This is a genomic window from Kitasatospora sp. HUAS MG31, assembly GCF_040571325.1.
In the GTDB taxonomy this organism is placed as follows: Bacteria; Actinomycetota; Actinomycetes; order Streptomycetales; family Streptomycetaceae; genus Kitasatospora; species Kitasatospora camelliae.
In genome coordinates this window covers 4,710,702-4,737,221 of sequence record NZ_CP159872.1, presented here as the reverse complement: position 1 = coordinate 4,737,221, position 26,520 = coordinate 4,710,702, and the positions used below count along the sequence as shown (strand labels likewise).

Annotated in this window: 17 protein-coding genes; 4 read left to right on the top strand and 13 right to left on the bottom strand. The window is 74.3% G+C overall.

Annotated elements, in window-relative coordinates; all coding sequences use genetic code 11:
* Positions 1–80: 80 nt before the first annotated feature.
* Entirely contained in the window at positions 81–2,243 is a 2,163-nt protein-coding gene (locus ABWK59_RS21460) for an ATP-dependent DNA helicase UvrD2 (RefSeq protein ID WP_354645045.1), read from the bottom strand.
* Between the two features lie 343 nt (positions 2,244–2,586).
* Between ABWK59_RS21460 and ABWK59_RS21455 the strand changes: the two genes are divergently transcribed.
* Positions 2,587–2,838: a mycoredoxin gene (locus ABWK59_RS21455; RefSeq protein ID WP_354642234.1), complete on the top strand. Its 252-nt coding sequence runs from the start codon at positions 2,587–2,589 to the stop codon at positions 2,836–2,838.
* A gap of 217 nt (positions 2,839–3,055) precedes the next feature.
* Here ABWK59_RS21455 and ABWK59_RS21450 read toward each other — a convergent pair whose 3' ends face one another.
* Entirely contained in the window at positions 3,056–3,844 is a 789-nt protein-coding gene (locus tag ABWK59_RS21450) for a GntR family transcriptional regulator (RefSeq protein WP_354642233.1), read from the bottom strand.
* A gap of 142 nt (positions 3,845–3,986) precedes the next feature.
* Here ABWK59_RS21450 and ABWK59_RS21445 point away from each other — a divergent pair, with 142 nt between their 5' ends.
* Positions 3,987–4,469 carry an ATP-binding protein gene (locus tag ABWK59_RS21445; protein WP_354642232.1) on the top strand — a complete coding sequence of 161 codons (483 nt, stop codon included), beginning with the start codon at positions 3,987–3,989 and terminating at the stop codon, positions 4,467–4,469.
* Between the two features lie 105 nt (positions 4,470–4,574).
* On the opposite strand, the gene nudC is transcribed toward ABWK59_RS21445, so the two are convergent.
* The 5 genes from nudC to ABWK59_RS21420 all read right to left on the bottom strand — a co-directional run bounded on the left by nudC (position 4,575) and on the right by ABWK59_RS21420 (position 11,295).
* Positions 4,575–5,498 carry an NAD(+) diphosphatase gene (gene nudC / locus ABWK59_RS21440; RefSeq protein ID WP_354642231.1) on the bottom strand — a complete coding sequence of 308 codons (924 nt, stop codon included), beginning with the start codon at positions 5,496–5,498 and terminating at the stop codon, positions 4,575–4,577.
* Between the two features lie 45 nt (positions 5,499–5,543).
* Positions 5,544–6,938 (bottom strand): dipeptidase, encoded by a 1,395-nt coding sequence (locus ABWK59_RS21435; RefSeq protein WP_354642230.1) that lies wholly within the window; start codon positions 6,936–6,938, stop codon positions 5,544–5,546.
* Positions 6,939–7,005: 67 nt separating this feature from the next.
* On the bottom strand, positions 7,006–9,873 hold the full coding sequence (locus tag ABWK59_RS21430) for an FtsX-like permease family protein (protein WP_354642229.1): 2,868 nt from the start codon (positions 9,871–9,873) through the stop codon (positions 7,006–7,008).
* Entirely contained in the window at positions 9,870–10,628 is a 759-nt protein-coding gene (locus ABWK59_RS21425) for an ABC transporter ATP-binding protein (protein WP_354642228.1), read from the bottom strand. Before ABWK59_RS21425 ends, ABWK59_RS21430 begins: the two co-directional genes overlap by 4 nt.
* 34 nt (positions 10,629–10,662) lie before the next feature.
* Positions 10,663–11,295 carry a PadR family transcriptional regulator gene (locus ABWK59_RS21420; RefSeq protein WP_354642227.1) on the bottom strand — a complete coding sequence of 211 codons (633 nt, stop codon included), beginning with the start codon at positions 11,293–11,295 and terminating at the stop codon, positions 10,663–10,665.
* A 63-nt stretch (positions 11,296–11,358) separates the two neighbouring features.
* Between ABWK59_RS21420 and ABWK59_RS21415 the strand changes: the two genes are divergently transcribed.
* Positions 11,359–12,375, top strand: a complete 1,017-nt coding sequence (locus ABWK59_RS21415; RefSeq protein WP_354642226.1) for an endonuclease/exonuclease/phosphatase family protein — start codon at positions 11,359–11,361, stop codon at positions 12,373–12,375.
* Between the two features lie 201 nt (positions 12,376–12,576).
* Here the strand turns inward: ABWK59_RS21415 and ABWK59_RS21410 are convergent, their stop codons facing one another.
* From ABWK59_RS21410 to ABWK59_RS21395, 4 genes are all read right to left on the bottom strand, one after another.
* Positions 12,577–13,659, bottom strand: a complete 1,083-nt coding sequence (locus ABWK59_RS21410) for a PP2C family protein-serine/threonine phosphatase (RefSeq protein WP_354642225.1) — start codon at positions 13,657–13,659, stop codon at positions 12,577–12,579.
* Between the two features lie 304 nt (positions 13,660–13,963).
* The gene (locus ABWK59_RS21405) at positions 13,964–17,164 is read right to left on the bottom strand and encodes an ATP-dependent DNA helicase (RefSeq protein WP_354642224.1); all 3,201 of its coding nucleotides are present in this window, start codon (positions 17,162–17,164) and stop codon (positions 13,964–13,966) included.
* Between the two features lie 57 nt (positions 17,165–17,221).
* The gene (locus ABWK59_RS21400) at positions 17,222–20,746 is read right to left on the bottom strand and encodes an ATP-dependent helicase (RefSeq protein WP_420492819.1); all 3,525 of its coding nucleotides are present in this window, start codon (positions 20,744–20,746) and stop codon (positions 17,222–17,224) included.
* Positions 20,747–20,942: 196 nt separating this feature from the next.
* Positions 20,943–21,269: an MGMT family protein gene (locus tag ABWK59_RS21395; RefSeq protein WP_354642223.1), complete on the bottom strand. Its 327-nt coding sequence runs from the start codon at positions 21,267–21,269 to the stop codon at positions 20,943–20,945.
* A 145-nt stretch (positions 21,270–21,414) separates the two neighbouring features.
* Between ABWK59_RS21395 and ABWK59_RS21390 the strand changes: the two genes are divergently transcribed.
* Positions 21,415–24,078 (top strand): lysylphosphatidylglycerol synthase transmembrane domain-containing protein, encoded by a 2,664-nt coding sequence (locus ABWK59_RS21390; protein WP_354642222.1) that lies wholly within the window; start codon positions 21,415–21,417, stop codon positions 24,076–24,078.
* A 70-nt stretch (positions 24,079–24,148) separates the two neighbouring features.
* Here ABWK59_RS21390 and moeZ read toward each other — a convergent pair whose 3' ends face one another.
* Both moeZ and ABWK59_RS21380 read right to left on the bottom strand, forming a co-directional pair.
* Positions 24,149–25,327, bottom strand: a complete 1,179-nt coding sequence (gene moeZ, locus ABWK59_RS21385; protein WP_354642221.1) for an adenylyltransferase/sulfurtransferase MoeZ — start codon at positions 25,325–25,327, stop codon at positions 24,149–24,151.
* Between the two features lie 172 nt (positions 25,328–25,499).
* Complete coding sequence (locus ABWK59_RS21380) at positions 25,500–26,447, bottom strand: NAD-dependent epimerase/dehydratase family protein (RefSeq protein WP_354642220.1); 948 nt, start codon at positions 26,445–26,447, stop codon at positions 25,500–25,502.
* Positions 26,448–26,520: the final 73 nt, after the last annotated feature.

Below are 26,520 nucleotides of genomic sequence, written 5' to 3'. Positions count from 1 at the left end.
AGGAGACCCTCTGCGGGCAGTGCGATCGCGTCCCCTTGACCGCTCCGGCAGGCTATTGCGCCTCGTACACGGCGCGCAAACTATTTTTCCGGCGAGTTCTGGACCGGCTCCTCTTCGGGCTCGCCAACGAGCTCCGGATCCTCCCCCGCGCACAACGAGAGCACGTCGGCGCCGTACTTGTCCAGCTTCATCGCGCCGACCCCGGAGATCGCCGCCAGGTCCCGCAGGCTGCCCGGGGCGTCCTCGGCGATGGCCATCAGGGTGGCGTCGGTGAAGACCACGTACGCCGGCACCGACTGCTTCCGGGCCTGGGCGGCCCGCCACTCGCGGAGCCGCTCGAACAGCGCCTCGTCCATCGAGGAGGGGCAGCTCTCGCAGCGGCGCAGCTTGCGCTCCACCGCCTCGGTCAGCGTCCGGTCGCAGACCCGGCACTTGACCGGGCCGCGGGAGCGGCGCGCGGCCGAGCGCTCGGCGCCCGCCTCGACGCCGCCCTGTCCGCCGCGGCCGCGCGGCCCGGTGGAACCGGATCCGGGCCGCAGGCCGTCCAGGAAGCGGGTGGGCCGCCGGCTCGCCCGGCCGCCCGGGGAGCGGGACAGGGCCCAGGACAGGGTCAGCAGCCGGCGGGCCCGGGTGACCCCGACGTAGAGCAGCCGGCGCTCCTCCTCGACCTGCTCGTCGGTCTTGGCGTAGATGATCGGGAGGGTGCCCTCGGTGAGGCCGACCAGGAAGACGGCGTCCCACTCCAGGCCCTTGGCGGCGTGCAGCGAGGCCAGGGTGACCCCTTCCACGGCCGGGGCGTGCTGGGCCGCGGCGCGGGCGTCCAGCTCGGCGACGTAGGCGGCCAGGTCGGCCCGCTCGCCGGCCGCCCGGCGGCCCGCCTCGAACTCCTCGGCCAGCCGGACCAGGGCCGCCAGCGACTCCCAGCGCTCCCGGACCGCGCCGGACCCGGCCGGCGGGGTCGCGGTGAACCCGCGGGTGGCCAGCACGGCCCGGACCTGGGCGGCCAGGTCGGGCGCCTCGGCGGTCAGCGGGTCGTCCGCGGCCCGGGCCGCGCCCTTGAGCAGGACGCCCGCCTCGCGCACCTCCGGCCGCTCGAAGAACCGCTCGGCCCCCTTCAGCTGGTACGAGATGCCGAGGTCGGCCAGCGCCTGCTCGTACACCTCGGACTGGCTGTTGGTGCGGAACAGCACCGCGACCTCGCTGGCCCGGACGCCGGTGGCCAGCAGGTCCTTGATCAGGTGGGCGGTCGACTCGGCCTCGGTGGGCTCGTCCGGGTACTCCTTGAAGGCCGGCTCGGGGCCCGCCTCCCGCTGCGAGACCAGCTCCAGCCGGTGCTGGGCGGCCTGGCCGCGGGCCTGCGAGAGCAGCCCGTTGGCGAGGTGGACGACCTGCGGGGTGGAGCGGTAGTCGCGGACCAGCTTCACCACCGTGGCCTCCGGGTGCCGGGTGCGGAAGCCGAGCAGGTAGTCCGGGGTGGCGCCGGTGAAGGAGTAGATGGTCTGGCTGGCGTCGCCGACCACGCAGAGGCTGGCGCCTCCGGCCGTCCACTGGTCGAGCAGCCGCTGCTGGAGCGGGGAGACGTCCTGGTACTCGTCGACGGTGAAGTGCCGGTACTGGGCGCGGACGCGCTCGGCGATCTCCGGGCGGTCCTCCAGGATGGCCGCGGTGAGCAGCAGTACGTCCTCGAAGTCGATCACCCCGCGGTCGCGCTTGGTCTGCTCATAGGTGGCGTACACCTTGGCGATCTCGGCCGGGTCGCGCGGGGCCTCACGGCTGCTCTTCGCCACGGCCGTCGGGTAGTCGTCCGGCACGATCTGGGTGACCTTGGCCCACTCGATCTCGGCGGTGAGGTCGCGCAGCTCGGTGCGCTGGACCCGCAGGCCGCTGCGGCCCGCGGCCTCGGCGACCAGCTGCACCTTGCGCTCCAGCAGCCGGGGCACCTCGCCGCCGACGGCCCGGGGCCAGAAGTACTGGAGCTGGCGGAGCGCGGCGGAGTGGAACGTCCGGGCCTGCACGCCGTCCGCGCCGAGCTGGCGCAGCCGGCCGCGCATCTCGCCGGCGGCGCGGGCGGTGAAGGTCACCGCGAGCACCTGCTGCGGCTGGTAGACGCCGCTGCGGACGCCGTACGCGATCCGGTGGGTGATCGCCCGGGTCTTGCCGGTGCCGGCGCCCGCGAGGACGCACACCGGGCCGTGCAGGGCCGTGGCGACGGCGCGCTGCTCCGGGTCGAGCCCGGCCAGCACGGAGTCGGCGCCCTGCCCGCCGCCCGGGCCGGCACCGGCGGTCTCGTACGGGCCGAAGGCACCCAAGAGCTCTTCCTGCATGCCTTCCATCCTCTCAGCCCGGCGGGCGTCCTCACCCGGCCTCGTGCCGGGCATCCCGGACACCCGGGACACCCTGGACATCCTGGCAGGGGCCGCCGACAGGCGGGGCGGGTTGTCCACAGCCACGGCGGGATGGTCGGATGATCAGCGCGCACCGGGGGCGTGTGGTGGGAATCACGCGCCGGGTGCCTGGAATGCCCGACGGGTGCGGCCGGTTGAAAGCCACGACCGCACTCCCCCCTCTCCGAAGGAGTCCTCAGCCATGTCCGGCAGCGTCACGATGTACAGCACGACCTGGTGCGGCTACTGCAACCGCCTCAAGAGCCAGCTGGACCGCGAGGGCATCGGCTACTCCGAGATCAACATCGAGGAGGACCCGGCGTCGGCCACCTACGTCGAGTCGGTCAACAACGGCAACCAGACCGTCCCGACCGTCGTCGTGGTCTCCGCCGCCGGCGAGCAGACGGTCATGACCAACCCCAGCCTCCGCCAGGTCCAGGCCGCCCTGGTCTGACGGCGCCACCGGGAGCGCCCCGTCGGGGGCGCACGGACTGCGCGCATCCGGAAGGCGCAGGCGTTCACGGAATTCCGTGCGCCAATTCGGCCTGCCGCTTTTAGGGCCACCTCCCCACACTCTCGGTGTGCGAATTACTGCGCGGCGAGAGCGCGGGAAAGCGCCTTCCGTTTCGCGCAGTTCTCCCCGGGTCCCGGTCGTCCCCGGTTGCCCCCGGTCATCCCCGGGCCGTCAGGTCGCCGAGGGCGTAGTGGAGGCGGCAGCGGTCCGCCGCATAGCGGGTCTCGATGACCCGGACGGGTCCGCGGCGGTCGTAGGTGACGCGGGTCTGGACGAGCAGCGGGGTGCCGGGCCCGACCTCGAACCAGGCGGCCTCCTCGGGGCCGGGCATCCGGGCGACCAGGTGGTCGACCCCGCCGACCTCGGTGCGGCCGAGGGCCGCCAGCACCTCCTCGTCCCCGCCCGGCACCGGCACGGGCTCCATCAGCGCGGTGCCGGCCGCGAGCCCGGCGCGGTAGTGGCTCTCCTCGATCGAGTAGGGCTCGCGGTCCGTCAATCTGAGCTGACGGCGCACCACCACCGCTTCCCCGGCGGCCAGTCCGAGCCGTTCGGCGATGTCCTCGCGGGCCCGGACGACGAGCATCTCGAAGTCGGCGACCAGCCGCCGCCCGGCGGCGCGGGCCTCCCGGGCGTACACCTCGGTGGGTGCGGCCAGCGGGTCGCGCTGGCCGGGCACCCGCGGCGGGGCGTACGCCTGGTGGTCGAGGACGGGTTGCTGCCTCAGGTAGGTGCCCTTGCCCTGGTGCCGGACCAGGCGGCCTTCGTTGACGAGGACGTCGACGGCGAGCCGGACGGTGTTGCGGGCCACACCGTAGTACCGCTCCAGCTCGCCCTCGACCGGGAGTTGGGCGCCGCCCTGCCACTCGCCCGCCTCGATGCGCCGGCGCAGGTCGGCCGCGAGGCGCTGGTACTTGGGGGAGGGTGCGCTGCCTCGGGGGATTGTCACGCGAGTGAATGTAGCGATCCGGCTTGCGCCATTTCAGCTAAACCCGCCAATATGAGCCGGGATTGGGGATTTGGACCATGATCCCGTCCAGCTGCATTTGCAGTCGAACATTCTCTCCACGCACACCCCCGGGGGCGGACCCATGCCCGTGAGCAGTACCCCGCAGCGGCACGGCGCCCGTGGCGCCGAGACCACCGATTCCTCCGGCGCCACCCGGCGCCCCGACCGCGTCCTGACGTCCGCCGAGCGCGGCGCCTGGTGCGCGACCGCCAGCTTCCCGCCGCAGCCGCCGAACGTCGCCCGGGCGCGCCGGCTGACCAGGACGGCCCTGGCCGCCTGGGGTGCGCCGCACCTGACGGACAGTGCGGAGTTGCTGGTGTCCGAGCTGGTCACCAACGCCGTGCGGTACGGCCGCGGGGCGGTCTCGCTGACGCTGACGCTGACCGATTCCGCGCTGCAGATCTCGGTGGCGGACTTCGGCCCGGCCATGCCGCAGATGCGGGAGGCCTCCGAGGAGGATTCGAACGGTCGCGGGCTGGCCATCGTCTCGGCGCTCTGCCAGCGCTGGACGGTGACCACCCGGTTGACCGGGAAGACCGTCAGCTGCTGGCTGGACGTCCGGTAGCAGGGCAGCAGAAAGGGGCGCGCGGCCGTGGCCACGCGCCCCGAATTCTCCGCCGGTACCGGGTCCCCCCGTCACCGGCGGGCACCCGTCACCAGCGGTCCGCGGTCACCAGCGGGCGGCCGCCGGCAGCGGTTCGCCGTACCAGAGTTCGACCAGGTGCCGGGCGATCGAGATCCCGGAGGGCGGCAGGATCTCCCCCGCCGCCATGCCGGCCCCCAGCTCCTCGCGGGAGAACCAGCGGGCCTCGGAGAGCTCCTCGCCGTCCACGGTGATCCCGGTGCCGGCCGGGTCGGCCTTGCCCAGGAAGCCGAGCATCAGGCTGGACGGGAACGGCCAGGGCTGGCTGGCCACGTACTCCACCTCGGCGACCCGGACGCCGGCCTCCTCGACGACCTCGCGGCGGACGGCCTGCTCGATCGACTCGCCGGGCTCGACGAACCCGGCCAGGGTGGACCAGCGGCCCTCCGGCCAGAGCGCCTGACGGCCCAGCAGGCAGCGGTCCTGCTCGTCGGTGATCAGCATGATCACCGCCGGGTCGGTCCGCGGGTAGTGCTCGGCGGCGCAGGAGGTGCACCGGCGGACGTGCCCGGCCCCGGCCTTCTCGGTCGGGTGTCCGCAGCGCGAGCAGAAGCTGTGCAGCCGGTGCCAGTGCTCCAGGGCGACGGCGTGCACCAGCAGGCCGGCGTCGCGGTCGGAGAGCGTGCCGCCGACCTCGCGCAGTCCGGCCGGACGGGCGTCGCCGTCCAGCCGCCCGGGCAGGCTCTCGCCGGCCAGGGCGAAGTACGAGACGCCGTCCTCGTCGGTGCCGAGGAAGTAGCGGTCGCCGGTCTGCGGCGCCTCGAAGGAGGGCAGCAGCACCAGTTCGGCGCCGTTCTCGGTGTCCACCACGAAGGCCTCGCCGCCGGAGATCGGCAGCACCTTGGTGGTGGGGTGGCTCCACGCGGCGGCGAGCCAGGGCTCGTCGAAGCGGTGGTGCGCCGCCCGGTCCACGCCCACCCGGGCCAGGGCCAGATCCTTGCTGTCAGGCACGGTGCTCAACCCGTTCCATCCCCGTATCCGTCGTCGTCCGGTGACTCACTGCCAGTTCTCGGCGAGGTCGCCCCACAGGTAGGCGGAGGTCTCCACGCCCTTGCGCAGCAGGTCCAGCTCGACCTTCTCGTTGACCGAGTGCCAGCCGTCGGAGGGCACCGAGATGCCGAGGAACAGCACTGGCGCGCCGAGCACGTCCTGCAGGTCCGCGGCCGGTCCGGAACCGCCCTCACGGGTGAAGAGGATCTTCTGGCCGAAGGCCCGGCCCATCGCCCGCACGGTGGACTGCAGCGCCGGGTGGTCCAGCGGGGTCAGGCAGGGCCGGGTCGCGCCGGGGAAGGCGATGTCGTACCGGATGCCCTCGGGGATCCGGGTGGCGACCCAGTCGCGGACCAGCTTCCGGACGTTCTCCACCTCCTGGCCGGCGACCAGCCGGAAGGAGAGCTTGACGTGCGCCTCGGCCGGCACGATGGTCTTCTGGCCCGGGCCGGTGTAGCCGCCCCAGATGCCGTTGACCTCCGCGGTGGGCCGGGCCCAGACCCGCTCCAGGGTGGAGTAGCCGGCCTCGCCCAGGGTGCCGCCGGACTTGGCCACCTTCAGCCACTGCTGCTCGTCGAAGGGCAGTTCGGCGAAGAGCTCGCGCTCCTGCTCGGTGAGCTCGACGATGCCGTCGTAGAAGCCCGGGATCGCCACCCGGCGGTCTGCGTCGTGCAGCGCGGCGACCAGGGAGGCGGCCACGTCGGCCGGGTTGGGGACGGCACCGCCGAAGGAGCCGGAGTGGATGTCGTTGGCCGGGCCGTAGAAGTCGATCTCGCAGTCGGCGAGGCCGCGCATGCCGGTGCAGACGGTCGGGGTGTCCTCGGCCCACATGCCGGTGTCCGAGATGATCACCACGTCGGCGGCCAGCCGGGCGGCCTCACGGCGGATCAGGGCACCGAAGTTCGGCGAACCGGACTCCTCCTCGCCCTCGATCAGCAGCTTGAGGTTGACCGCGGGAGCGGTCCGGCCGGTGGCGGCGAGGTGGGCCCGGACGCCGAGGGTGTGGAAGAACACCTGGCCCTTGTCGTCGGCGGCGCCGCGGGCGAACAGCTGCCGGCCGATCCGGGTGGGCTCGAAGGGCTCGGTGGCCCAGCCGTCCTCCTTGGCCGCGGGCTGCACGTCGTGGTGGCCGTAGACCAGCACGGTCGGCGCGGACGCGTCCCCGGACGGCCACTCGGCGAACACCGCCGGCAGCCCGTCCGACTCCCAGACCTCGGCCACCGGGAAGCCGGTCTCCCGGAGCTTGGCGACGAGCCACTCGGCGGAGCGGCGGACCTCCCCCGCCCGGCCGGGGTCGGCGGAGACGGAGGGGATCCGCAGCCAGGCGCTGAGGTCCTCCAGGAACTCCGCCTCGTGCTGGTCGATGTAGGAGCGGACGGCGCTGTCCGGGGTTTTCGTCATACGGACGACTTTAGTTCGCCCGGGTGGGGGCGCGTGACCGGGCTCCCCGGAAACGCGCCCCCGCCGGTCAGGCCTGGCGGCGGACCAGGCCGAGCTTGGAGCGGGTCAGCCCCATCGCCAGCAGGACGGCCAGCAGCGGCAGGACCACCATGGTCAGTCCCATCTGCAGCCACGGGAAGACGATCGGGGCCTCGGCGACCTCGCCGCCGGGCACCGACGCGTAACCCATGGTGGCCGCGTGCTCGAACTTCCGCAGGGCCACCGCCGGGACGATGCCGCAGACCGTGCCGAGGAGCACGCCCATCCCCGCGATCGTCCCGCACTGAAACCCGGACAGTCGGCGCCGGATGCCTCCGCTCGCACCGACCGCGGCCAGGGTGGCCAGGTCGTGCTGGGAGTCGGCGGCGGCCAGACCGGTGGCGATGCCGGCCGCACCGAGCGCCACCAGGGCCGAGAAGCCGATCAGACCGATGGTCATCAGGTCCTGCTGGGAGCGGTAGCCGCGCTCGACCTTGAGGTCGGCGCCGTCGGTGAGCTTGGTCACCGCGGCGGTGGCCCGCTGCTCGGCCGCGCTGGAGGGCAGGCGCTCGGGCAGCCAGACCGAGCCGCCGTCGGTGACGGTGAGGCCGAGCTTCCGGGCGGTGTCCGGGCCGAGGTACGCCTCCGCGTTGGGCGAGTCGCTGTGGGCCAGCACGGCCTCGACGCCGACCTCGTGGAAGGCGCGCTTCTGCGGGCCGCCGACCATGGCGGCCTTCATCTCGTTCTCGTGGGGCGGCTCGGTGAGCCGTACGGTGATCCGGCCGTCCTTCAGGTAGATCGGGTCGAAGACCACGGCCTTGCCCTGGGCGAAGGCCGCCTCGACGGCCTGGTCGCGGACGCCGAGCAGGTTGTGCAGCCCCTTCAGGTCGCCGACCGGGAGGGAGTTGAAGGAGCTGATCGAGCTGGACATCCGCTCAGCCGTGCAACGCGGGTCCTCCCGCATCGTCCGCTCGTACACGCCCGGGTCGGTCGGCTCCGGCCGGTCCTGGTCCATCACCGGGCAGCGGCGCTCGGGCGGGATGGAGACCTCCACCGAGCCGCAGACGCTCTTGCCCGTCCGGCAGTCGCCCTGGTAGCTGACGGTGGCGATGTCGGCGCGGGGGCCGAGGTCGGGCATGGCCTGCTCGACGGCGGCGCGCAGCGCGGGGAGTTGGGCGGGATCGGCGGTGGGGCCCCAGGCGGTGTTGACCTGGACGGCGCCGGCGGGCAGCGAGGCCGTGTACTGGCGTCGCATGTCGGCGTCCTCGCTGGTGGTGTAGACGCCGACGGCGACCGCGCCGGCGACCGCGGCCATGACGGCGGCCACGGCCGGGGCGGTCCGTCCGCGGTGCCGGACCGAGTCGCGCAGGGCGAGCCGGGGGCCGAGCGGGAGCCACCGGCCGAGGCGGCCGAAGAGGCCGACCAGGGTCGGGGTGAGCAGCACCATGCCGACCTCGGCGATCACCGAGCCGCCGAGCACCGAGAGGCTGCTGGCGATGTTCAGGGCCGCGCCGGCCATGGCCAGCAGGGCGCCGCCGGCCACCATCAGCAGGCCGAGCAGGGCGATCAGGCGGCTCGGGGGCTTGACGGAGCCGCGCCCGGTGAGCGCTTCCACCACGTCGGTCCGGGAGGCCTGGACGGCCGGGACGACGGCCGCGAGCAGGCCGGTGATCAGGCCGAGCGAGGCGATCGCCAGCAGGTCGACCGGCTGCAGGTCGAGGTGGCCGAACCGGCGGCCGGCGGCCTCCTCGGCCCACGGGCGCAGCGCGGCCACCATGCCGCTGGCCAGCACCACGCCGGTGACGGCACCGGCCAGGCCGAGCACCACGCCGCCACCGAGCACCACGGCCCGGACGTGGGAGCGGTCGCCGCCGCCGGCGGCGAGCAGGCCGAGCTGGCGGCGGGAGCGTCGGGCGCCGACCGCGAAGGCCGGGCCGGCCAGCAGGACGATCTCCAGCAGGGCCATGCCCACCACGGTGCCGACGACCACCAGGGCCACCTCGTCGATCCGGCCGCCGCCCTGGCTGTAGCCGTCGCGCTCCACCTCGCGGTAGTAGGGCACCTGGGAGCGGTCCGGCGGGTCGAGCATGACGCTGCGGGAGGAGACGGTGAAGCCGTAGGTGTTGAACTCCATGACCTTGGGCCAGTCCAGCGTGGCCCCGGCGGGGAGCTTGACCAGCCAGCGTCCGCCGTCGAACCGGCCGGTGGTCTGGGGTTGGCCGGCGGCCTGGCGGAGCGGCTCGATCAGCGTGCCGGGGCGGCCGATCAGCTCGGTGCTGCGCAGGTCGTTGGGGTGCTCGACCACCGCGGTGATGGTGAGGTCCCCGGGGAGTCCGCGCAGGGTGGTGGTGGAGCCGAGCCGCAGGCCGGAGTCGTCGAGGAACTTCCTGGTGGCGGCGATCTGCCGGGGGTTGCCCGGGGCGGTGCCCTCGACCACGTTCAGCGTGCCGTGCCAGACCGGGTCGGTCAGGTCGGCCTCGGTGACCTCCACGCCGAGCTGGCCGGCGACGGTGGTGGCCGCGGCCCGCTGGGACGGCCCGACGGGGAGCAGCACGCTGCCGGCCGGCAGGAGTTCGCGGGCCAGCTGCTCGGGCTCGGTCTCGGCGCTGCGGCGTTCCGCGGCGGTGGGCTGGGCGTTGTCCGGGCGGTAGCGGACCGAGGTGCGCTCGGTGCCGCTCGCCTCCTGGAACACCGTCATGCCGCGGGTGTAGGAGTTGACCAGGGCGTCGGCGCCGCCCAGGTACCGGGTGATCCGCTCCTGCGGCTCCAGTTCGGCGCTGCGGTAGACCACGTCGGCGCCGGCCACGCCGAGGACGGGCAGGGCGATCATGGCGAGGACCAGCGCGCTGCGGCCCTTGGCGCGCAGCACGTCGCGGCGGGCGATCCGCAGGGTGGCCCGCCAGGCGGTGAGCTTCACTCGGCCCCGCCGCCCTTCACGCTGTTGGTGGCGGCGGTGACCAGCAGGCCGGCGGCGGTCTGGTTGGCGGTCTCGTCGACCATCCGGCCGTCCCGGAGGAACACCACGCGGTCCGCCCAGGCGGCGTGCCGGGCCTCGTGGGTGACCATCATGGCGGCGGCGCCGGCGTCGCAGCGGGCCCGCAGCACGGACAGCACGGTCTCGCCGGTGGTGGAGTCGAGTGCGCCGGTCGGCTCGTCGGCGAGCACCAGGCGGCGGTCGCCGATCAGGGCGCGGGCGATGGCGACCCGCTGCTGCTGGCCGCCGGACATGTCGTCGGGGAAGCGGTCGGCGAGTTCGGCGATGCCCAGCTCCTCCAGGGCGGCGAGCGCCTCGCGGCGGGCGGCCCGGGCGGAGACGCCGTCCAGCTCCCGGGGCAGGGCGATGTTCTCGGCGGCGGTGAGCGCCGGTATCAGGTTGTAGTCCTGGAAGACGTAGCCGACCGCGCGGCGGCGGACCTGGGCCTGCTTCTTGCGGGAGAGGTCGCCGAGGACGACGCCCTCGACCAGGACCCGGCCGCCGGTCGGGGTGTCCAGGCCGCCGGCCAGCGTGAGCAGGGTGGACTTGCCGGAGCCGGAGGGCCCCATCACGGCGACCAGCTCGCCGGGGTGCACCTTCAGGTCGACGCCGCGCAGGGCGTGGACCTCGGCGGCCCCGTGGCCGTGGACGCGGCTGACGGATTCCAGGTGCAGCACGGGCCTGTCTGCTTGGGTCATGGTGGACTCTCCCCCTGCGGTGGTTCGGTGGGTTTCAGAATCGGGTGCGGCGGCGGCGCGGGGCGGATGCCTGCGGGACCTGCTCGCCGGGTGTTCCGGTGGGCTCTTCGGGTACGGCGGGCGCTGCGGCCCGGCGGGCGGCCTGCTGGGCGAGCCGGGTCTCGCAGTGGTCCAGCCAGCGGATCTCCGCCTCGGTCTGGAAGATCAGCTGCTCCAGGACCAGCAGCCACGCCAGGTCCGCCTCCTCGCCGCCGTCCGCGGCGAGGGCGCGGCCCTTGAGCCGGGTGTAGTCCTGGAGCGCCTTCATGCTGTGGTGGCGCTGCCCCTGGACGACCGAGGACACGTCGACGCCCGGCACGGTGACGGCCATGGCCAGCTTGATGGCCAGCTCGTCGCGGGGCGGGCTGGTGCGCGGCACCGGGGTGTCGAACCAGCGGCGCAGTTCGGCGCGTCCCTCCTCGGTGACGCTGTAGAAGAGGTGGCCCTCGTCGTCCTCGCCGGCGGGCTCGACCAGGCCGTCCCGTTCCAGCCGGCCCAGGGTCGTGTAGACCTGGCCGACGTTCAGCGGCCAGGTGGCGCCGGTGCGCGCCTCGAACTCGGTGCGGAGCTGGTAGCCGTAGCGCGGGCCCTGGTCGAGCAGGGCGAGCAGACCGTGACGGATGGACATACCAAGTATGTATACCGGGTATGCCCTAACGGCTCAAGCCCGCTCACCCGGTACCGTCGGGGTGTGAGCGAGCAGAGCGAGCGGATCTGGGATGCGGCGACGCCCGGCACGGGCCGGCTCCGCGTGGCCACCTACAACCTGCTGCACGGTCAGCCGGTGGCCTCCGACGGCAGCCCGCTGCCCTTCCCCGCCGACCCCGGCGAACCGCTCGGGGACGCCGTCGCCGACCTGGACGCCGACGTCCTGGCGCTCCAGGAGGTGGACCGCTACCAGGACCGCTCCGGCCTGGTCGACCAGGCCGCCGTCGCCGCCAAGGCGATGGGCGCCGCCGACTGGCGGTTCGCCGCCGCCCTGCACGGCACGCCCGCACCGCTGGCCGGCTGGGTGCCCGACCCGCAGGTGACCGGCCTTCAGGTGTACGGCCCCGCCGAGGTGGACACCGTCACCGGCCGGCCCTCGTACGGGACGGCGCTGCTCACCCGGCTCCCGGTCCGGCACTGGCGGGCCCGGCGGTTCGCCCCGGCGCCGTTCGGCCTGCCGCTGCGGGTGGCCGGCCGGCGCGGGCTGACCCCCGTCCCGGACGAGCCGCGGGCCGCGCTGGCCGCCGTCCTGGAGGGGCCCACCGGGCCGTTCACCGTGGTCGCCGCCCACCTGTCCTTCGTCCCCGGCTGGAACGTCGCCCAACTCGCCGCGATCCGGCGGTGGATCTCCGACCTGCCGCAGCCCTACCTGGTCCTCGGCGACTTCAACCTGATCGGTGCGGTGCCCCGGACGGTGCTCGGCGGCGCGACCGCGCTGGAGCGCACCACCTCCCGCGAGCGGGTCCGCGCCGCACGGGCCGCCCGCCGGGCCCGCGCCGCGGCGGCCGAGCCGCGGCGCCGCCGGGTCCGCGAACCGCGCCCCCGCCTCCAGGGCTGGTACGACCTGGCCCGCACCCCCACGTACCCGTCACACCGGCCGGCCGTCCAGTTCGACCACGTCCTCGCGGTCGGCGTCCCCCGCACCGCCGTCGGCTCCGTGGCCGCCCCCCGCACCACTGTCTCCGACCACCGCCCCCTCGTCGTCGACGTCACCCTCTGACCCCCGCGCGCTCCGCAGGAGCGGGTTGCCACCCCGGAACGGTCACCCAGGAGCGGGTCACCGCCCAAGAGCGGGATACCCAAAGGGGCGCGGGGAACTGCGCGAGACGGAAGGGCACAGCGCCGCGCCCGCCATCCCGCGCTGCCCCCCCCAGCCCGGCGGCCGGAAGGTACCCCCACGCCCCGAAGGCCCCGGCACCCGCTAGTGGTGCGCCGTCAGCGCCTGCTGCTGCGGCAGGTGCGGCGCCATCGGCTCGTACTGGAGCAGCAGCATCGCCGCGTCGTCCCCCAGCTTGTGCCCGACGTGCCGCACCACGTCGTCGTGCAACCGCCGCAGCACCTCCACCGGCCCGCCGACCGCCAGCTCGGGCAGTCGCTCGGCGAGCGGGTAGAACGCGCCCCGGTGGTCCCGTGCCTCGATCACGCCGTCGGTGTACAGCAGCACCCGGTCCCCCGGCCGGACGGTCACCCGCTGCACCGGCGGCCGGACGTCGGCCGGGTCCAGCACGCCGAGCGGCGGCACGGTCTCCCGCAGCTCCAGGGCCCGGACCGTCGTGGGCCGCCCGGGCTCCGCGGAGGGGACCAGCAGCGGAGCCGGGTGCCCGCAGTTGACGATCTCCGCGGTGCCGTCCGGGCAGACCCCGATCAGCACCAGGGTGACGAACTCCTCCTCCACCCCGGGGTGGTCGTTCTCGTGCAGGGCGCGGTCCAGGCTGACGGCCAGCCAGCGGGCCACCTTCTCCAGGGCGGGCTCCTGGTGCGCGGCCTCGCGAAAGGCGCCGAGCACGGCGGCGGCGGTCTCCACCGCGTTGAGGCCCTTGCCGCGGACGTCGCCGACCACCGCCCGGACCCCGTGCCGGGTGTTGACCACCTCGTACAGGTCGCCGCCGATCGAGGCGTGCTGGGCGGCCGCCGCGTAGTGCACGGCGGCCCGGACGCTGCCCACCCGGTCCGGGACGGAGCGCAGCAGCACCCGCCGGGCGATCTCGGCGACCAGCTGGGCCTCGGCCAGCGCCCGCTCCTGGCGCAGCCGCAGGGTGGCGCTGACCCAGCCGATGGCGGCGACCAGGCCGATCGCCAGCACGGTCGCGGTGTGCACGGACTCGCCGAGCACGTCGTTGTAGGCGGCCATCAGGAAGGCCCCCAGCTCGGCCACGGAGCCGATGAACAGCGGGTACCAGGTGTGCCGGCTCACCACCGCGGCCAGGGCCGGGACGGCGGTGAGGGCCGGCTCGACGGTGACCCGGCTGTCGCTGAAGTAGTCCAGGGCCAGGACGAGGAACATGCCGAGGACGGGCAACGTGTGTGCGGTCTTGGGCCAGGTGCCGGTCACCGAGCCCGGAACGGGGCCCGGCGCCGGGCCGGCAAGCCGGTCTCTGATCCATCCGGTCGCGCTCAACGTCGATCTCTCCAGCGGAAGGTGGCCGGTGCCAGGGGACACCTGCGGTGATGACGGAAAGTCAGGGGAGGACCCCTGCGGGCGGCCGGAGACCGGGTGATGACCGGTTACCGACCCCACAATAGGCGCGAAACGTGTAGAGAGAGCAGGTTTCGCGTGATCCGGTGACGTCTTGGATGCTCTGCGTGACTCATTCTTCACTATTCCCGATCAGAAGCCGGGTCAACTCTTTTCGGTCAGGAAGTCCTGAGGGTCTTTCGACCCGGCCGCTCCTGACGTACAGGAACGAAGCCGTGACCTGCTCCAGGGGCACCCCGGCCTGCTCCGCCCAGGCCACCCGGTAAATGGCCAGCTGCAGCGGGTCGGCGGTCTCCTCCCGGTGGGTCTTCCAGTCCACCACTTCATAGCGTGACGATACCGATGACGTACCGTCACCGTCACGCTCCCGGTACACCGCATCGATCCGGCCGCGCACCACCCGCCCCGCGAGCACCAGCTGGAAGGGCGCCTCGACCCGGTACGGCCGGCGGTCCGCGTACGGGGTGCGCAGGAAGGCCTCCTTGAGGCGTTCCAGGTCCTTCTCGTCCTCGATGCCGTCCTCGTCCACCCCGGGCAGCGCGTCCGGTTCGAGCAGCAGCCGCTGGTCGTAGCGGGACTGCACCCAGGCGTGGAACCGGGTGCCGCGGCGGGCGGCGGGGGCCGGCGGGCGCGGCATCGGGCGGGCCAGCTCGCGGGCGAAGCCGTCCGGGTCGCCGGCCAGCCGCATCAGCTGCGAGGCGGACAGCGAGGGCGGCAGGGGCACCTCGCGGACCGACCGCCGGGAGCGCTCCAGTTCGCCGAGGAGCGCGGTCAGGTCGCGGTCCCAGGAGGCGATCAGGCGGGCGTCCTCCGGAGCGGGCGGGGTCTCCTCCCCGGCGGCGGGCACGCCGGCCAGCCGGGCCTGCACCACCTCGGCCACCCGGCGCCGGGAGGTCTGCGCGGCCGGGTCGAGCGGCAGCGGCCACGGGGTCTCCACCGAGACCGCGAAGGCCGGGTTCTCCGCCTCCGGCAGCGGCTCCTCCGCCCAGTGCTCCACCTCACCCTGCCCGGGCCGCTCGCAGTGCGCCCGCAGCTCGTGCAGGAAGGAGGACGGGCCGCGGCGGCGCTTCTGGCTCGGCCCCCACCAGTGGCCGGAGGCGAGCAGCAGCGAGCGCGGCCGGGTGAAGGCCACGTACCCCAGCCGCAGTTCCTCGGTCTTCGAGTGCGCCGCCATCTCCTCCTTGAACAGGCCGATCTCCTTGGCCGTCCAGCCGGTGACGCGGGGCAGGGTGTCGGCGTCGCCGCGCAGCGCGTGCGGCAGTACCCGCTTGGTGCTGGTCCAGCGCTCGCGGCCCTTGCCGCTGGGGAAGGCGTCCTTCACCAGGCCGGGGACGGCGACCACGTCCCACTCCAGGCCCTTGGACTTGTGGGCGGTGAGCACCTTCACCGTGTCCTCGCCGCCGGGCAGGCTGCTGTCCAGGCCGCGCTCGTACTCCTGGGCCGCGCGCAGGAAGGCCAGGAAGGCGGACAGCCCCGGGTCGCCGTCCAGGTCGGCGAAGGAGGCGGCGATGTCCAGGAAGGCGTGCAGGGTCTCGCGGCGCCGGGCGGCCAGCGCCAGCGGGGAGGCGGAGAGCTCCACCTCCAGGCCGGTGGCGGCGAGCACCCGGTGCAGCACGTCCATCAGCGGCTCGGCGAGCGAGCGGCGCAGCTCGCGGACCTCCCGGGCGAGCCGGGCGAAGCGCACCCGGGCCTGCGGGGAGAACGGCAGCTCGTCCGGCTGCTCCGCCTCCAGGAAGGTCTCCAGCGCGTCGGCGAGCGAGGTCACCTCGGTCGGGTCGGTCTCGGCGACGGCGGCGGACAGCGCGTCCACGCCCTCCGGGCGGGCGGTGCGGACCAGTTCGGCGGCGCGGCGGCCGAGCAGGGCCAGGTCGCGCGGGCCGATCCGCCAGCGCGGGCCGATCAGCAGCCGGACCAGGGCGGCGTTGGCGGTCGGGTCCTGCAGCACCTCGCAGACCGCGACGAGGTCGGCCACCTCGGGCAGCTGCAGCAGCCCGCCGAGGCCGACCACCTCCACCGGGACCTCGCGGGCCACCAGGGCGGCGTGGATGTCCGGGAAGGAGACGGCGCCGCGGCAGAGCACCGCGATCCGCCCGGGCGCGGTGCCGGTGCGCACCAGGTGGGCGATCGAGTCGGCGAGCCAGTCGATCTCCTCGGCCTGGGTGGGCAGCAGGGCGCAGCGGACGTAGCCGTCCTGCTCGGCGCCGGGGGCCGGGCGGAGCGCCTCGACGCCCTCGTGCATGGCACGCAGCGGTGCGGCCAGGTGGTTGGCGAAGGCGAGCAGGCGGCCGCCGCTGCGACGGTTCTCGCTGAGCGCGTACCGGGCGGCGGGCGTGCCGTCCCGGCGGGGGAAGTGCCGCGGAAAGTCGTCCAGGTTGGCCACCGAGGCGCCGCGCCAGCCGTAGATCGCCTGGCAGGGGTCGCCGACCGCGGTCACCGGGTGGCCGCCGCCGGGCTCCCCGCCGAACAGGCCGGCGAGCATCAGCCGCTGGGCGACCGAGGTGTCCTGGTACTCGTCGAGCAGCACCACCCGGTACTGCTGCCGCAGCAGCCGGCCGACCTCGGGGCGTTCCTGGGCGAGCCGGGCGGAGGCGGCGATCTGGTCGCCGAAGTCCATCAGCCCGGCGGCCCGCTTGCGGCGGCGGTACTCCTCGACCAGCTGCAGCAGCTCCTGCCGGGCCCGGGCGGTGACGGGCACGGCCCGCAGGTCCTCGTTGGTGAGTTTCGCGGTGGCCAGGTCGTCGAGCAGGTCGGCGTCGTACGCCCGCAGCCGCTCCGGTTCGACCAGGTGCTCGGCCAGTTCGGCGTCCAGCGCGGTGAGGTCGGCGACCAGGGCGGAGAAGGTGCCGGTGAGCGCCGGGAACGGGCCGCGGGCCGAGCGCAGCACCTTGGCGGCGAGCTGGAAGCGGGTGGCGTCGGCGAGCAGCCGGACGTCCGGCTCGATGCCCAGCCGCAGCCCGTGCTCCTTGAGCAGGGTGCCGGCGAAGGCGTGGTACGTGGATATCTGCGGCTCGCCCAGGGAGTCCTCGTCGGGCTCCAGCACCTGGGCGCGGTGCAGGGCGTGGCGGACGCGCTCGGCCAGCTCGCCGGCCGCCTTGTTGGTGAAGGTGAGGCCGAGCACCTCCTCGGGGCGGACCGCCCCCGAGCCGACCAGCCAGACCACCCGGGCCGCCATCACGGTGGTCTTGCCGGAACCGGCGCCGGCCACGATCACCGCGGGCTCCATCGGGGCCGCGACGGCCGCCATCTGCTCCCTGTTGAAGGGGATGCCGAGCAGGTCCTTCAGTTCCTCGGGATCACTCAGCACACCGCGCACCCCACCAACGCTAACCGCCCGCGCGGACAACCCGGCGCACCGCCCGGCCCCCACCGGTCAGTCGATCAGCTGCCGGCCGTCCCGCTGGGCGGAACAGGAGCTGCGGAAGCCGCACCGGCCGCAGCCGTCCCCCGCGGTGGGCAGGAAGCGCTCGGCCAGCACCTGGCCGGCCGCCTCGGCGAGCAGGTTCTCGATCCACGGCTCGCCCTCCGGGGGGCCCTGCTGCTGCACCTTCGGGGTGTCCGGCTCGCCCTTGGCGGGCTCCCGCAGGTGGACCAGCTCGGCCCCGCCGGACACCGCAGGCCCCCCGGGGAACCCGGGCAACCCGTCCAGCGCCCCGTTGCGCACCGCCAGCTGGTACACCGCGAGCTGCTTGTGCTCGGGCAGCGACTTCTCGGTCGGGATCTGCTTGCCGGTCTTGAAGTCCACCACGTACGCGCGGCCGGCCTCGTCCTGCTCGACGCGGTCCATCGAGCCGCGGATCCGCACCGCGATCCCGCCGACGTCCAGGGTCAGGTCGAAGCCGTGCTCGGTGGCCACGGTGGCCCGGTCCCGTTCCAGCACGTGCCAGTTCAGGAAGCGCTCCAGCGCCGCCCGGGCCTCCGCCTTCTCCTGCTGCGACTTCCACGGCGCGTCGAACGCCAGCGCGTCCCAGACCGTGTCCAGGCGCTCCATCAGCACCGCCAGGTCGGCGGGCGTCCGACCGGAGCCGACCTCGTCCGCCAGCGCGTGCACCACGTTGCCGAAGCCCTGGGCGGCCGTGGCGGTGGTGGCGGCCTTCACGTCCTTGTCCAGGAACCACTGCAGGGAGCAGCTCTGCAACTGCTCCAGGCCGCTGCCGGACAGCCGCACCGGCGCCTCGCCGCTGCGCAGCGGCTCGGGCGCGGCGGTCTGGTCGACCAGGCCCCACCAGCGGTCGGGGTGGGCGGCCGGCACCAGCGGCAGGCCGTCCTCGTCCACTGCCCCCGCCAGCCGGGCGAGCCGCTCGGCGGCGGCCCGGCGCAGCTGCGGCGAGCGGGCCGGGTCCACGGTGACCGCGCGCAGCTCGGCGACCAGCGCGGGCACCGACAGCGGCCGGCGCGGCCGGCTGGCGACGTCCTCGACCACCACCTGCGGGGTACGGGACCGCACCCGGCCGGTCCGCGGGTCCAGCTCCTCCCGGTACAGCTCGCGCAGGAACCGGGACGGCTCGTCGCCGTCCTCCGCCGGGGCCTTCACCGCGGTGACCACCAGCCGCTCCCTGGCCCGGGTCGCCGCGACGTAGAACAGCCGGCGCTCCTCCGCCAGCAGCGCCGCCGGGGAGAGCGGCTCCGCCAGGCCGTCCCGCCCTATCCGGTCCGCCTCCAGCAGCGAACCGCGGCGCCGCAGGTCGGGCCAGAGGCCCTCCTGCACCCCGGCCACCACGACCACGCGCCACTCCAGGCCCTTGGACCGGTGGGCGGTCATCAGCCGGACCGCGTCGGGGCGGACCGGGCGGACGGTCAGGGTGTCCGCGGCGATGTCCTGGGCCTCCAGCTCGGCCAGGAAGTCCAGGGCGCTGCGGTGTCCCGCCACCTGCTCCTCCGCCCGCGCGGCGGTCTCGAACAGCGCGCACAGCGCGTCCAGGTCACGGTCGGCGTTGCGGCCCGCGGCGCCACCGCGCAGCGCCGCCCGCTCCAGCCGCTCGCGCCAGCGCCGGCTGCCGTCCCACAGCTCCCACAGTGCCTCCTCGGCCCCGCCGCCACCGGCCAGCAGCTCGCGGACCTTGCGCAGCAGCATCCCCAGGTCGCGGGCACGCCGCGCGTACGACGGCTCCATCGCCACCAGCCGCTCCGGCTCCGCCACCGCCTCCCGGATCAACTCCTCCGCCGACCGCACCGCCCGAACAACGGCCGGGGCGCCCCCTCGGACAGCATCCCCCTGGACAGCGCCCCCTTGGGGGCGCGAGGAACTGGGCGAAACGGAAGAGTCCTCGCCGTCACTGTGGGCACCCTCCTCCAGTGGCACCGCCCGGGGTGCAGGGATCCCTCCGTCACCGGCAGCCGCCGACGTACCTTCCGCCTCGCGCGGTTCTCCCCCAGCCTGGCGGCCGGGAGGTGCCCCCACGCGCCCCTGATGGTCGCTCGTGTGCGAGGCAGCCTCGCGGAGCGCGACCCGCTCCTCCTCGCGGAGGGCCCGGCCGAGGCGCCGGAGGTCGGAGCCGTCCAGCCCGCCGAGGGGTCCGGTGAGCAGGGTGTGGGCGACCTCCGCCGTCATCGCGGAGGCGGGCTCGGCGCAGACGCGGAGGGCGAGCAGCAGCGGCGCCACCCCGGGCTCCTCGCGCAGCGGCAGGTCGTCGCCGTCGATCTCCAGCGGCACGCCGGCAGCGCCGAGCGCCCGCCGGACCCCGGGGATGGACCGCCCGCCGGCGCGGACCAGCACCGCCATCTCGCCCCAGGGCACCCCGTCCTCCAGGTGGGCGCGGCGCAGCAGGTCGGCGACGGAGTCCAGTTCGGTGCCGGGGGTCGGGTACGTGTAGACCTCCACCGAGCCGCCCTCGCGGGAGGGCAGCAGGGCGCGGTGCTGGGCGAGCTTGTCGGCGGGCAGCCGGCCCATCGGCATCCGGCGGGTGAGTTCGCGGGAGGCGGCGAGCAGGACGGCCCCGGAGCGCCGGGAGACCCGCAGCACGCGGACGTCGGCGGGCCGGCCGTCGGCCTGCCGGAAGGTGGTGGGGAAGTCGAGGATGCCGTTGATGTCGGCGCCGCGGAAGGCGTAGATCGACTGGTCCGGGTCGCCGACCGCGACCAGGTCCCGTCCGCCGCCGGCCAGCCGCCGCAGCAGCCTGACCTGGGAGGGGTCGGTGTCCTGGTACTCGTCGACGAAGACCACGTCGTACCGGTCGCGCAGTTCGTCGCCGACCTCGGGCCGTTCGGCGAGCAGGACGGCGCGGTGGACCAGCTCGGCGTAGTCGAGGACGCCGCGCAGGTCGAGGACGTCGAGGTAGTCGGCGAGGAAGTGGGCGGCGGCGGCCCAGTCGGGGCGCTGGACGCCGTCGGCGAAGCGGGTGAGCTCGGCCTCGCCGAGTCCGAGTTCGCGGCTGCGGGCGAGGACGGCGCGGACCTCGTCGGCGAAGCCGCGGGTGGTGAGGCAGGCGCGCAGGTCGAGCGGCCAGCTGATCCGGCCGGCGCCGTGCCGGGCGTCCTCGGCGCCGCCGGCCAGCAGCTCGCGGACCATGACGTCCTGCTCGGGGCCGGAGAGCAGGCGCAGCGGCTCGGCGTAGTCGTCCGGGCTCTGGTGTTCGCGGAGCAGGGCGTAGCAGAAGGAGTGGAAGGTGGTGGCCTGCGGGGCGAGGGTGCCGGCGCCGACCCGGGCGGTCATCCGGTCGCGCAGTTCCATGGCGGCCTTGCGGCTGAAGGTGAGGACGAGGATCCGCTCGGGGTCGGTGCCCCGCTCGATCCGGCGGGCGACGGCCTCGACCAGGGTGGTGGTCTTGCCGGTGCCGGGGCCGGCGAGCACCAGCAGCGGCCCGGCGGCGTGCTCGACCACCGCACGCTGGTAGTCGTCCGGCGTCGGTGGGGCGGGCTGTGCGAGCGGGCTGCGTACCAGGCGGAAGGGGGAGGTCACTGCGGTCCAGGCGGGTCGTACGGCGCTGTGCCGCGGTCGGGCCGCGGCACGGGAGGGCGGGCCGCGACGGACCCGCCCGCATCGAGCCTACGATCCTGCACCGACAACCCCGGACCCGCACCCGTTTCCCGCGGATTGGCGACGGCCCGCCAGGGCCCGGGCGTCCCCGGGAGCGGGGGCCTCGTGGCCCGGGGGCCTACCGCCCGTCCCAGCGGGCGCGCCGCAGGTCGACCCGCGGTTCGCCGCCGACCGTCCGCAACGGGGTGCCCTCGGCGCGGTACTCGGGGAGGGCGCGGTGCTCGTGGCCGGGCAGCGGCTGGCCGTCCGCGCGGATCACCCGCCACCAGGGCACGCCGCCGCCGTACAGCGCCATCACCCGGCCGACCTGGCGCGGGCCGCCCTGTCCGAGGTACTCGGCGACGTCGCCGTAGGTCATCACCCGGCCGGGCGGGATCCGCTCGGTGAGGTCGAGCACGGCCTCGGCGAAGGGCGGAAGCCCGCCTTCCTCGGTACTGTCGGTCATCCGACGCATTCTTCCCCATCCGGTCCGCCCGGCGGCCCCGGGCGGGGCCTTGGGCCGTGCCCGATTCGGCCCCTGTCCAGCGCCGCGCGGCCCGGCATGGCAGCATCTTCGGGGCAGTGCGTGGGTGATACGAGGACAAGACCAGATGACCGGGACGGCAGGCGTGAACGTGGACAAGGGCTCGGACGAGTCCGCCACAGACGGGTCTGCGGACTCGGAGCGTCCCGGGGAACGTCCCGAGCCGCCCGGCGTGCCGTTGCGCAAAGAGCGCGCAGAGATCGAGCACACGGGGGAGAAGAACGACGTGGCGGAACCCGGGGAGCCACCCAGCGGCGAGCACCTGGCCGTGGACGAGCCGTTGCTCCCGGCCCGCGCGCACCGCCCGTCCGACCTGATCCGCTTCCTGGCCGGGCTGCTGGGGATCATCGCGGTGTTCGTGCTGGCCCGGGTGGCGATCTCGACCACCACCGGCATCGAGCGCGACATCTCGGTCAACGCCGAGCGGATCCCGAGCATCCTGTCGACCGTCGCCGCCCTGGTCTCCAGCATCGCCGTGCTGGCGGTGCCGCTGGCCTTCGCGGTGGAGCGGCTGATCAAACGGGACGGCCTGCGGGTCGCCGACGGCGTGCTGGCCTCGGTGCTGGCGTACGGCGTCTCGCTGGGCGTGGACTGGTGGGTGGCGGCCGGGGCGCCGACGGAGATCCGGGAGGCGCTGACCCAGTTCCCGCCGGGCGGCGGGGACACCCTCACCGATCCGGTGCACGGCTACCTGGCGCCGGTGATCGCCTACATGACGGCGGTCGGCATGTCGAGCCGACCACGCTGGCGGGTGGCGCTGTGGGTCGTGGTGGTGCTGAGCGCCGCGACCGAGCTGATCAGCGGCTACACCACGCCGCTGTCCCTGCTGCTGACGGTGCTGATCGGCTGGTCGGTGGCGTACGGCACGCTGTACGCGATCGGCTCGCCGAACATCCGCCCGACCGGCAAGCACCTGCTGATCGGCCTGCGCAAGGTCGGCTTCGCCCCGTCCGCCGCGCACCGCGCCCCGGACGCCCCCGGCGACACCCGCCGCTACCTGGTCACCCAGCAGGACGGCCCGCTGCTGGACGTCCACATCATCGACCGCGAGCAGCAGGCCTCCGGCTTCTTCTACCGGGCGTGGCGGCGGCTGCGGCTGCGCTCGGTGGCGGTGCGGCGCAGCCCGCAGTCGCTGCGCCAGGCGCTGGAGCAGGAGGCGCTGATCGCGTACGCGGCCGCCGCCTCCGGGGCCCGCGCCCCGCAGCTGGTGGCCACCTCCGAGCTGGGGCCGGACGCCGCGATCCTGGTCTACGAGTACGTGTCCGGCCGGACCCTGGACGAGCTGGCGGACGAGGAGATCACGGACGACGTGATGGCCTCGTTCTGGGAGTCGGTGGACGCCCTGCACGACCGGCGGATCGCCCACCGGCGGCTGACCGGCGAGTCGCTGCTGGTGGAGGACGAGAAGACCGGCTGCCTGACCAACCTCTCCGGCGGCGACATCGCGGCCGGCGACCTGACGCTGCGGATCGACGTCGCCCAGCTGCTCACCACCTTCGCGCTGCGGGTCGGCCCGGAGCGGGCGGTGGAGGTGGCCAACCGGGTGCTCGGCCCGAGCCGGGTGGCGGACTCGCTGCCGCTGCTCCAGCCGGTCGGCCTGAGCCGGCAGACCCGGCAGGACCTCAAGCGGATGTCCAAGGAGCGCCGGACCGCGGCCCGGGCGCTGGCCCTGGAGCAGGTGGCCGCCGGCGAGCGGACCCAGCAGCAGGCCGAGGAGGACATCGCGGCCGCGGGCGAGGACCTGCTGAGCCGGATCCGCGGCCAGATCCTGCAGATCGCCCCGGAGGCGCCGCTGGCGCCGGCCAAGCTGGAGCGGCTGAAGCCGAAGACCCTGATCATGGTCATCGCGCTGACCTTCGCCGCCTACCTGGCGCTGACCACCATCCAGCCGGGCCAGCTGAAGCTCTCCCAGATGGACTGGGCCTGGGCGTTCGCCGCGCTGGCGGCGGCCGCCGCCTCGTTCGGCGCGGCCGCGATGAGCCTGACCGGGTTCGTGCCGGAGAAGCTGCCGGTGGGACGGACGGTGGCGGCCCAGCTCGCCGGGTCCTTCGTGAAGCTGGTCGCGCCGGCGGCCATCGGCGGCATCGCGCTGAACACCCGGTACCTGCAGAAGGCCGGCATCCGCTCGGGCCAGGCGGTGGCCAGCGTGGGCGCCTCGCAGCTGGCCACCCTGGCCGGGCACCTGCTGCTGCTGTTCAGCTTCGGTCTGATCACCGGGTCGCAGACCAACGGGGACCTGGGTGCCTCCCGGGCGGTGATCATCGGGGTGCTGTCGGCGGCCGTGCTGGCGCTGGTGATCGCGGCGGTGGCGCCGCTGCGGCGGTTCGTGGTGACCCGGGTGCGCTCGCTGTTCTTCGGCGTGGTGCCCCGGATGCTCGACCTGATGCAGACCCCGAGCAAGCTGGTCACCGGCTTCGGCGGCATCCTGCTGCTCAACCTGTCCTTCACCGCCTGCCTGGACGCCTCGGTGCAGGCCTTCGGCGGGGCCGAGATCACCTTCTCGGCGGTGGCCGTGGTCTTCCTGACCGCCAACGCGGCCGGTTCGGCGATCCCCACCCCGGGCGGCATCGGCCCGGTGGAGATCGCCCTGATCGGTGCGCTGACGGTGGCCAACGTGCCGCCCTCGGTGGCCACCCCGGCCGTGTTCCTCTACCGGCTGCTCACCTTCTGGCTGCCGGTTCTGCCGGGCTGGATCGCCTACAACGTGCTGCAGCGCAAGGGCGCGCTCTAGCCCACCCGGGCAAGAACAGGGGCGCGGGGAACCGTTCGGTTCCCCGCGCCCCTGGCTTCGGCGCGCCGGCTCAGTACACCGGCTTGTGCGGCTCGATCTGGTTGACCCAGCCGATCACGCCGCCGCCGAGGTGGACCGCGTCCGAGAAGCCGGCCGACTTCAGGACGGCCAGCACCTCGGCCGAGCGGACACCGGTCTTGCAGTGCAGCACGATCCGGCGGTCCTGCGGGAGCTTCTCCAGGGCGTTGCCCATGAGGAACTCGTTCTTCGGGATCAGCCGCGCGCCCGGGATGCTGACGATCTCGTACTCGTTGACCTCGCGGACATCGATGATGTCGATGTTCTCGCCGCCGTCGATCCACTCCTTGAGCTGCTTGGAGGTGATCGTCGAGCCCTGGGCGGCCTCCTGGGCCTCCTCCGAGACGACACCGCAGAAGGACTCGTAGTCGATCAGCTCGGTGACGGTCGGGTTCTCGCCGCAGAGCGCGCAGTTCGGGTCCTTGCGGACCTTGACCGAGCGGTACTGCATCTCCAGGGCGTCGTAGATCATCAGACGGCCGACCAGCGGCTCGCCGACGCCGGCCAGCAGCTTGATGGCCTCGGTGACCTGGATCGAGCCGATCGAGGCGCACAGCACGCCCAGCACGCCGCCCTCGGCGCAGGAGGGGACCATGCCCGGCGGCGGGGCCTCCGGGTACAGGCAGCGGTAGCAGGGACCGTGCTCGGCCCAGAAGACGCTCGCCTGGCCGTCGAAGCGGTAGATCGAGCCCCACACGTACGGCTTGCCGAGCAGCACCGCGGCGTCGTTCACCAGGTACCGGGTGGCGAAGTTGTCGGTGCCGTCCACGATCAGGTCGTAGCCGGAGAAGATCTCCATGACGTTGTCGTTGTCGAGACGCTCGTCGTGGAGGATCACGTTGACGTAGGGGTTGATCTCCTTGACCGAGTCCCGCGCGGACTCGCCCTTGGAGCGGCCCACGTCGGACTGGCCGTGGATGATCTGGCGCTGCAGGTTGGACTCGTCGACGGTGTCGAACTCGACGATGCCCAGCGTGCCGACGCCGGCCGCGGCCAGGTACATCAGCGCCGGGGAGCCGAGGCCGCCGGCGCCGACACACAGCACCTTGGCGTTCTTCAGCCGCTTCTGCCCGTCCATGCCCACGTCGGGGATGATCAGGTGGCGGGAGTACCGGCGGACCTCGTCGACGGTGAGCTCGGCGGCCGGCTCGACCAGGGGTGGCAGCGACACGGGGACTCCGATGGTCGTCAGTTCGGTGATGACTACGCCAACAGTGTCACGTGCCGCCGGTATTCCGAGACAGCCGTTCCGATGGGCGAGACGGGCTCCGCCGGATGGTGGGACCTGCCGCTTTTCGGACGACACCGCAGGCCGCCGGGGCCAAGGGGGCCGGTGTGACCGGTCACACCCGGCAGGCGGTCTCCAGCCAGATGTCCCCGAGCGACTCCTCCAGCGGCACCTGTGTCCGCCAGCCGAGACGGTCCCGGGCGGTCCGGACGTCCGCCTGCCGCCACGGGACGGGCTCCGGGAGCGGGCGCGGCTCGGCCGGACGGGGGTGCTCCCCGGGCGGTCCGGGCTGGCTCGGCAGGACCGCGGGCCGGGCGTCCTCGGCCAGCTGGCCCTCGAAACCCGAGGCCCTGAGCAGCAGATGGGCGGCCTCCCGGGCGCGGACCGCGTGCCCGCTGCCGATGTTGATCACACCGGTGGCCGCCGACACCGCCGCCGCCTGGACGGCCCGGGCGACGTCCCGGACGTCCACGAAATCCCGGTATCCGGACAGGTCCGGCATCCTCACCTGCGGCTCGCCCCGCTCCAGGGACCGGCGCAGCCCGTCCGCCAGCCGTCCGAACAGCGAGGCCGGCGGCGAGCCGGGGCCCACCACGTCGAAGATCCGCAGCACCAGGGCGTCCAGCCCGGAGGCCAGCACCAGCTCGGTGCCGCCCAGCTTGGAGACCCCGTACGGCCCGCTCGGGCGCGGCTCGGCGCTCTCGTGGACCGGCCCGCCGGGCGGCACCGGGCCGTACTCGGCGGCCGAGCCGATGTGCACCAGCCGGGCGGGTTCCCGGCTGCGCCGGATCCCCTCGCAGACGGTGGCCACGGCCAGGGTGTTGGCCCGCAGCAGCGCACGCGGGGTGCCGTACGTCGCCCCGGCGCAGTTGATCACCACCTGCGGGGCCACCGCGTCCAGGAACCGGGCCAGCGCGCCGGGGCTCCCGTCCGCCAGGTCGAACCTGATGTCGGCCGAGTCCCGCCGGCCCAGCACCGTGACCTGCAGGCCGGGGTCGGTGAGCAGGCGGTCGGCGACCCGGCGGCCGATGAAGCCGTCGGCGCCCAGCAGCAGCACCCTCATCGGGGTGTCCTTCCACGAGGCCCGGCCGCGGTGGCCGGGCGGACAACGGTTGGCGAAGGTCTTCGGAACGTGG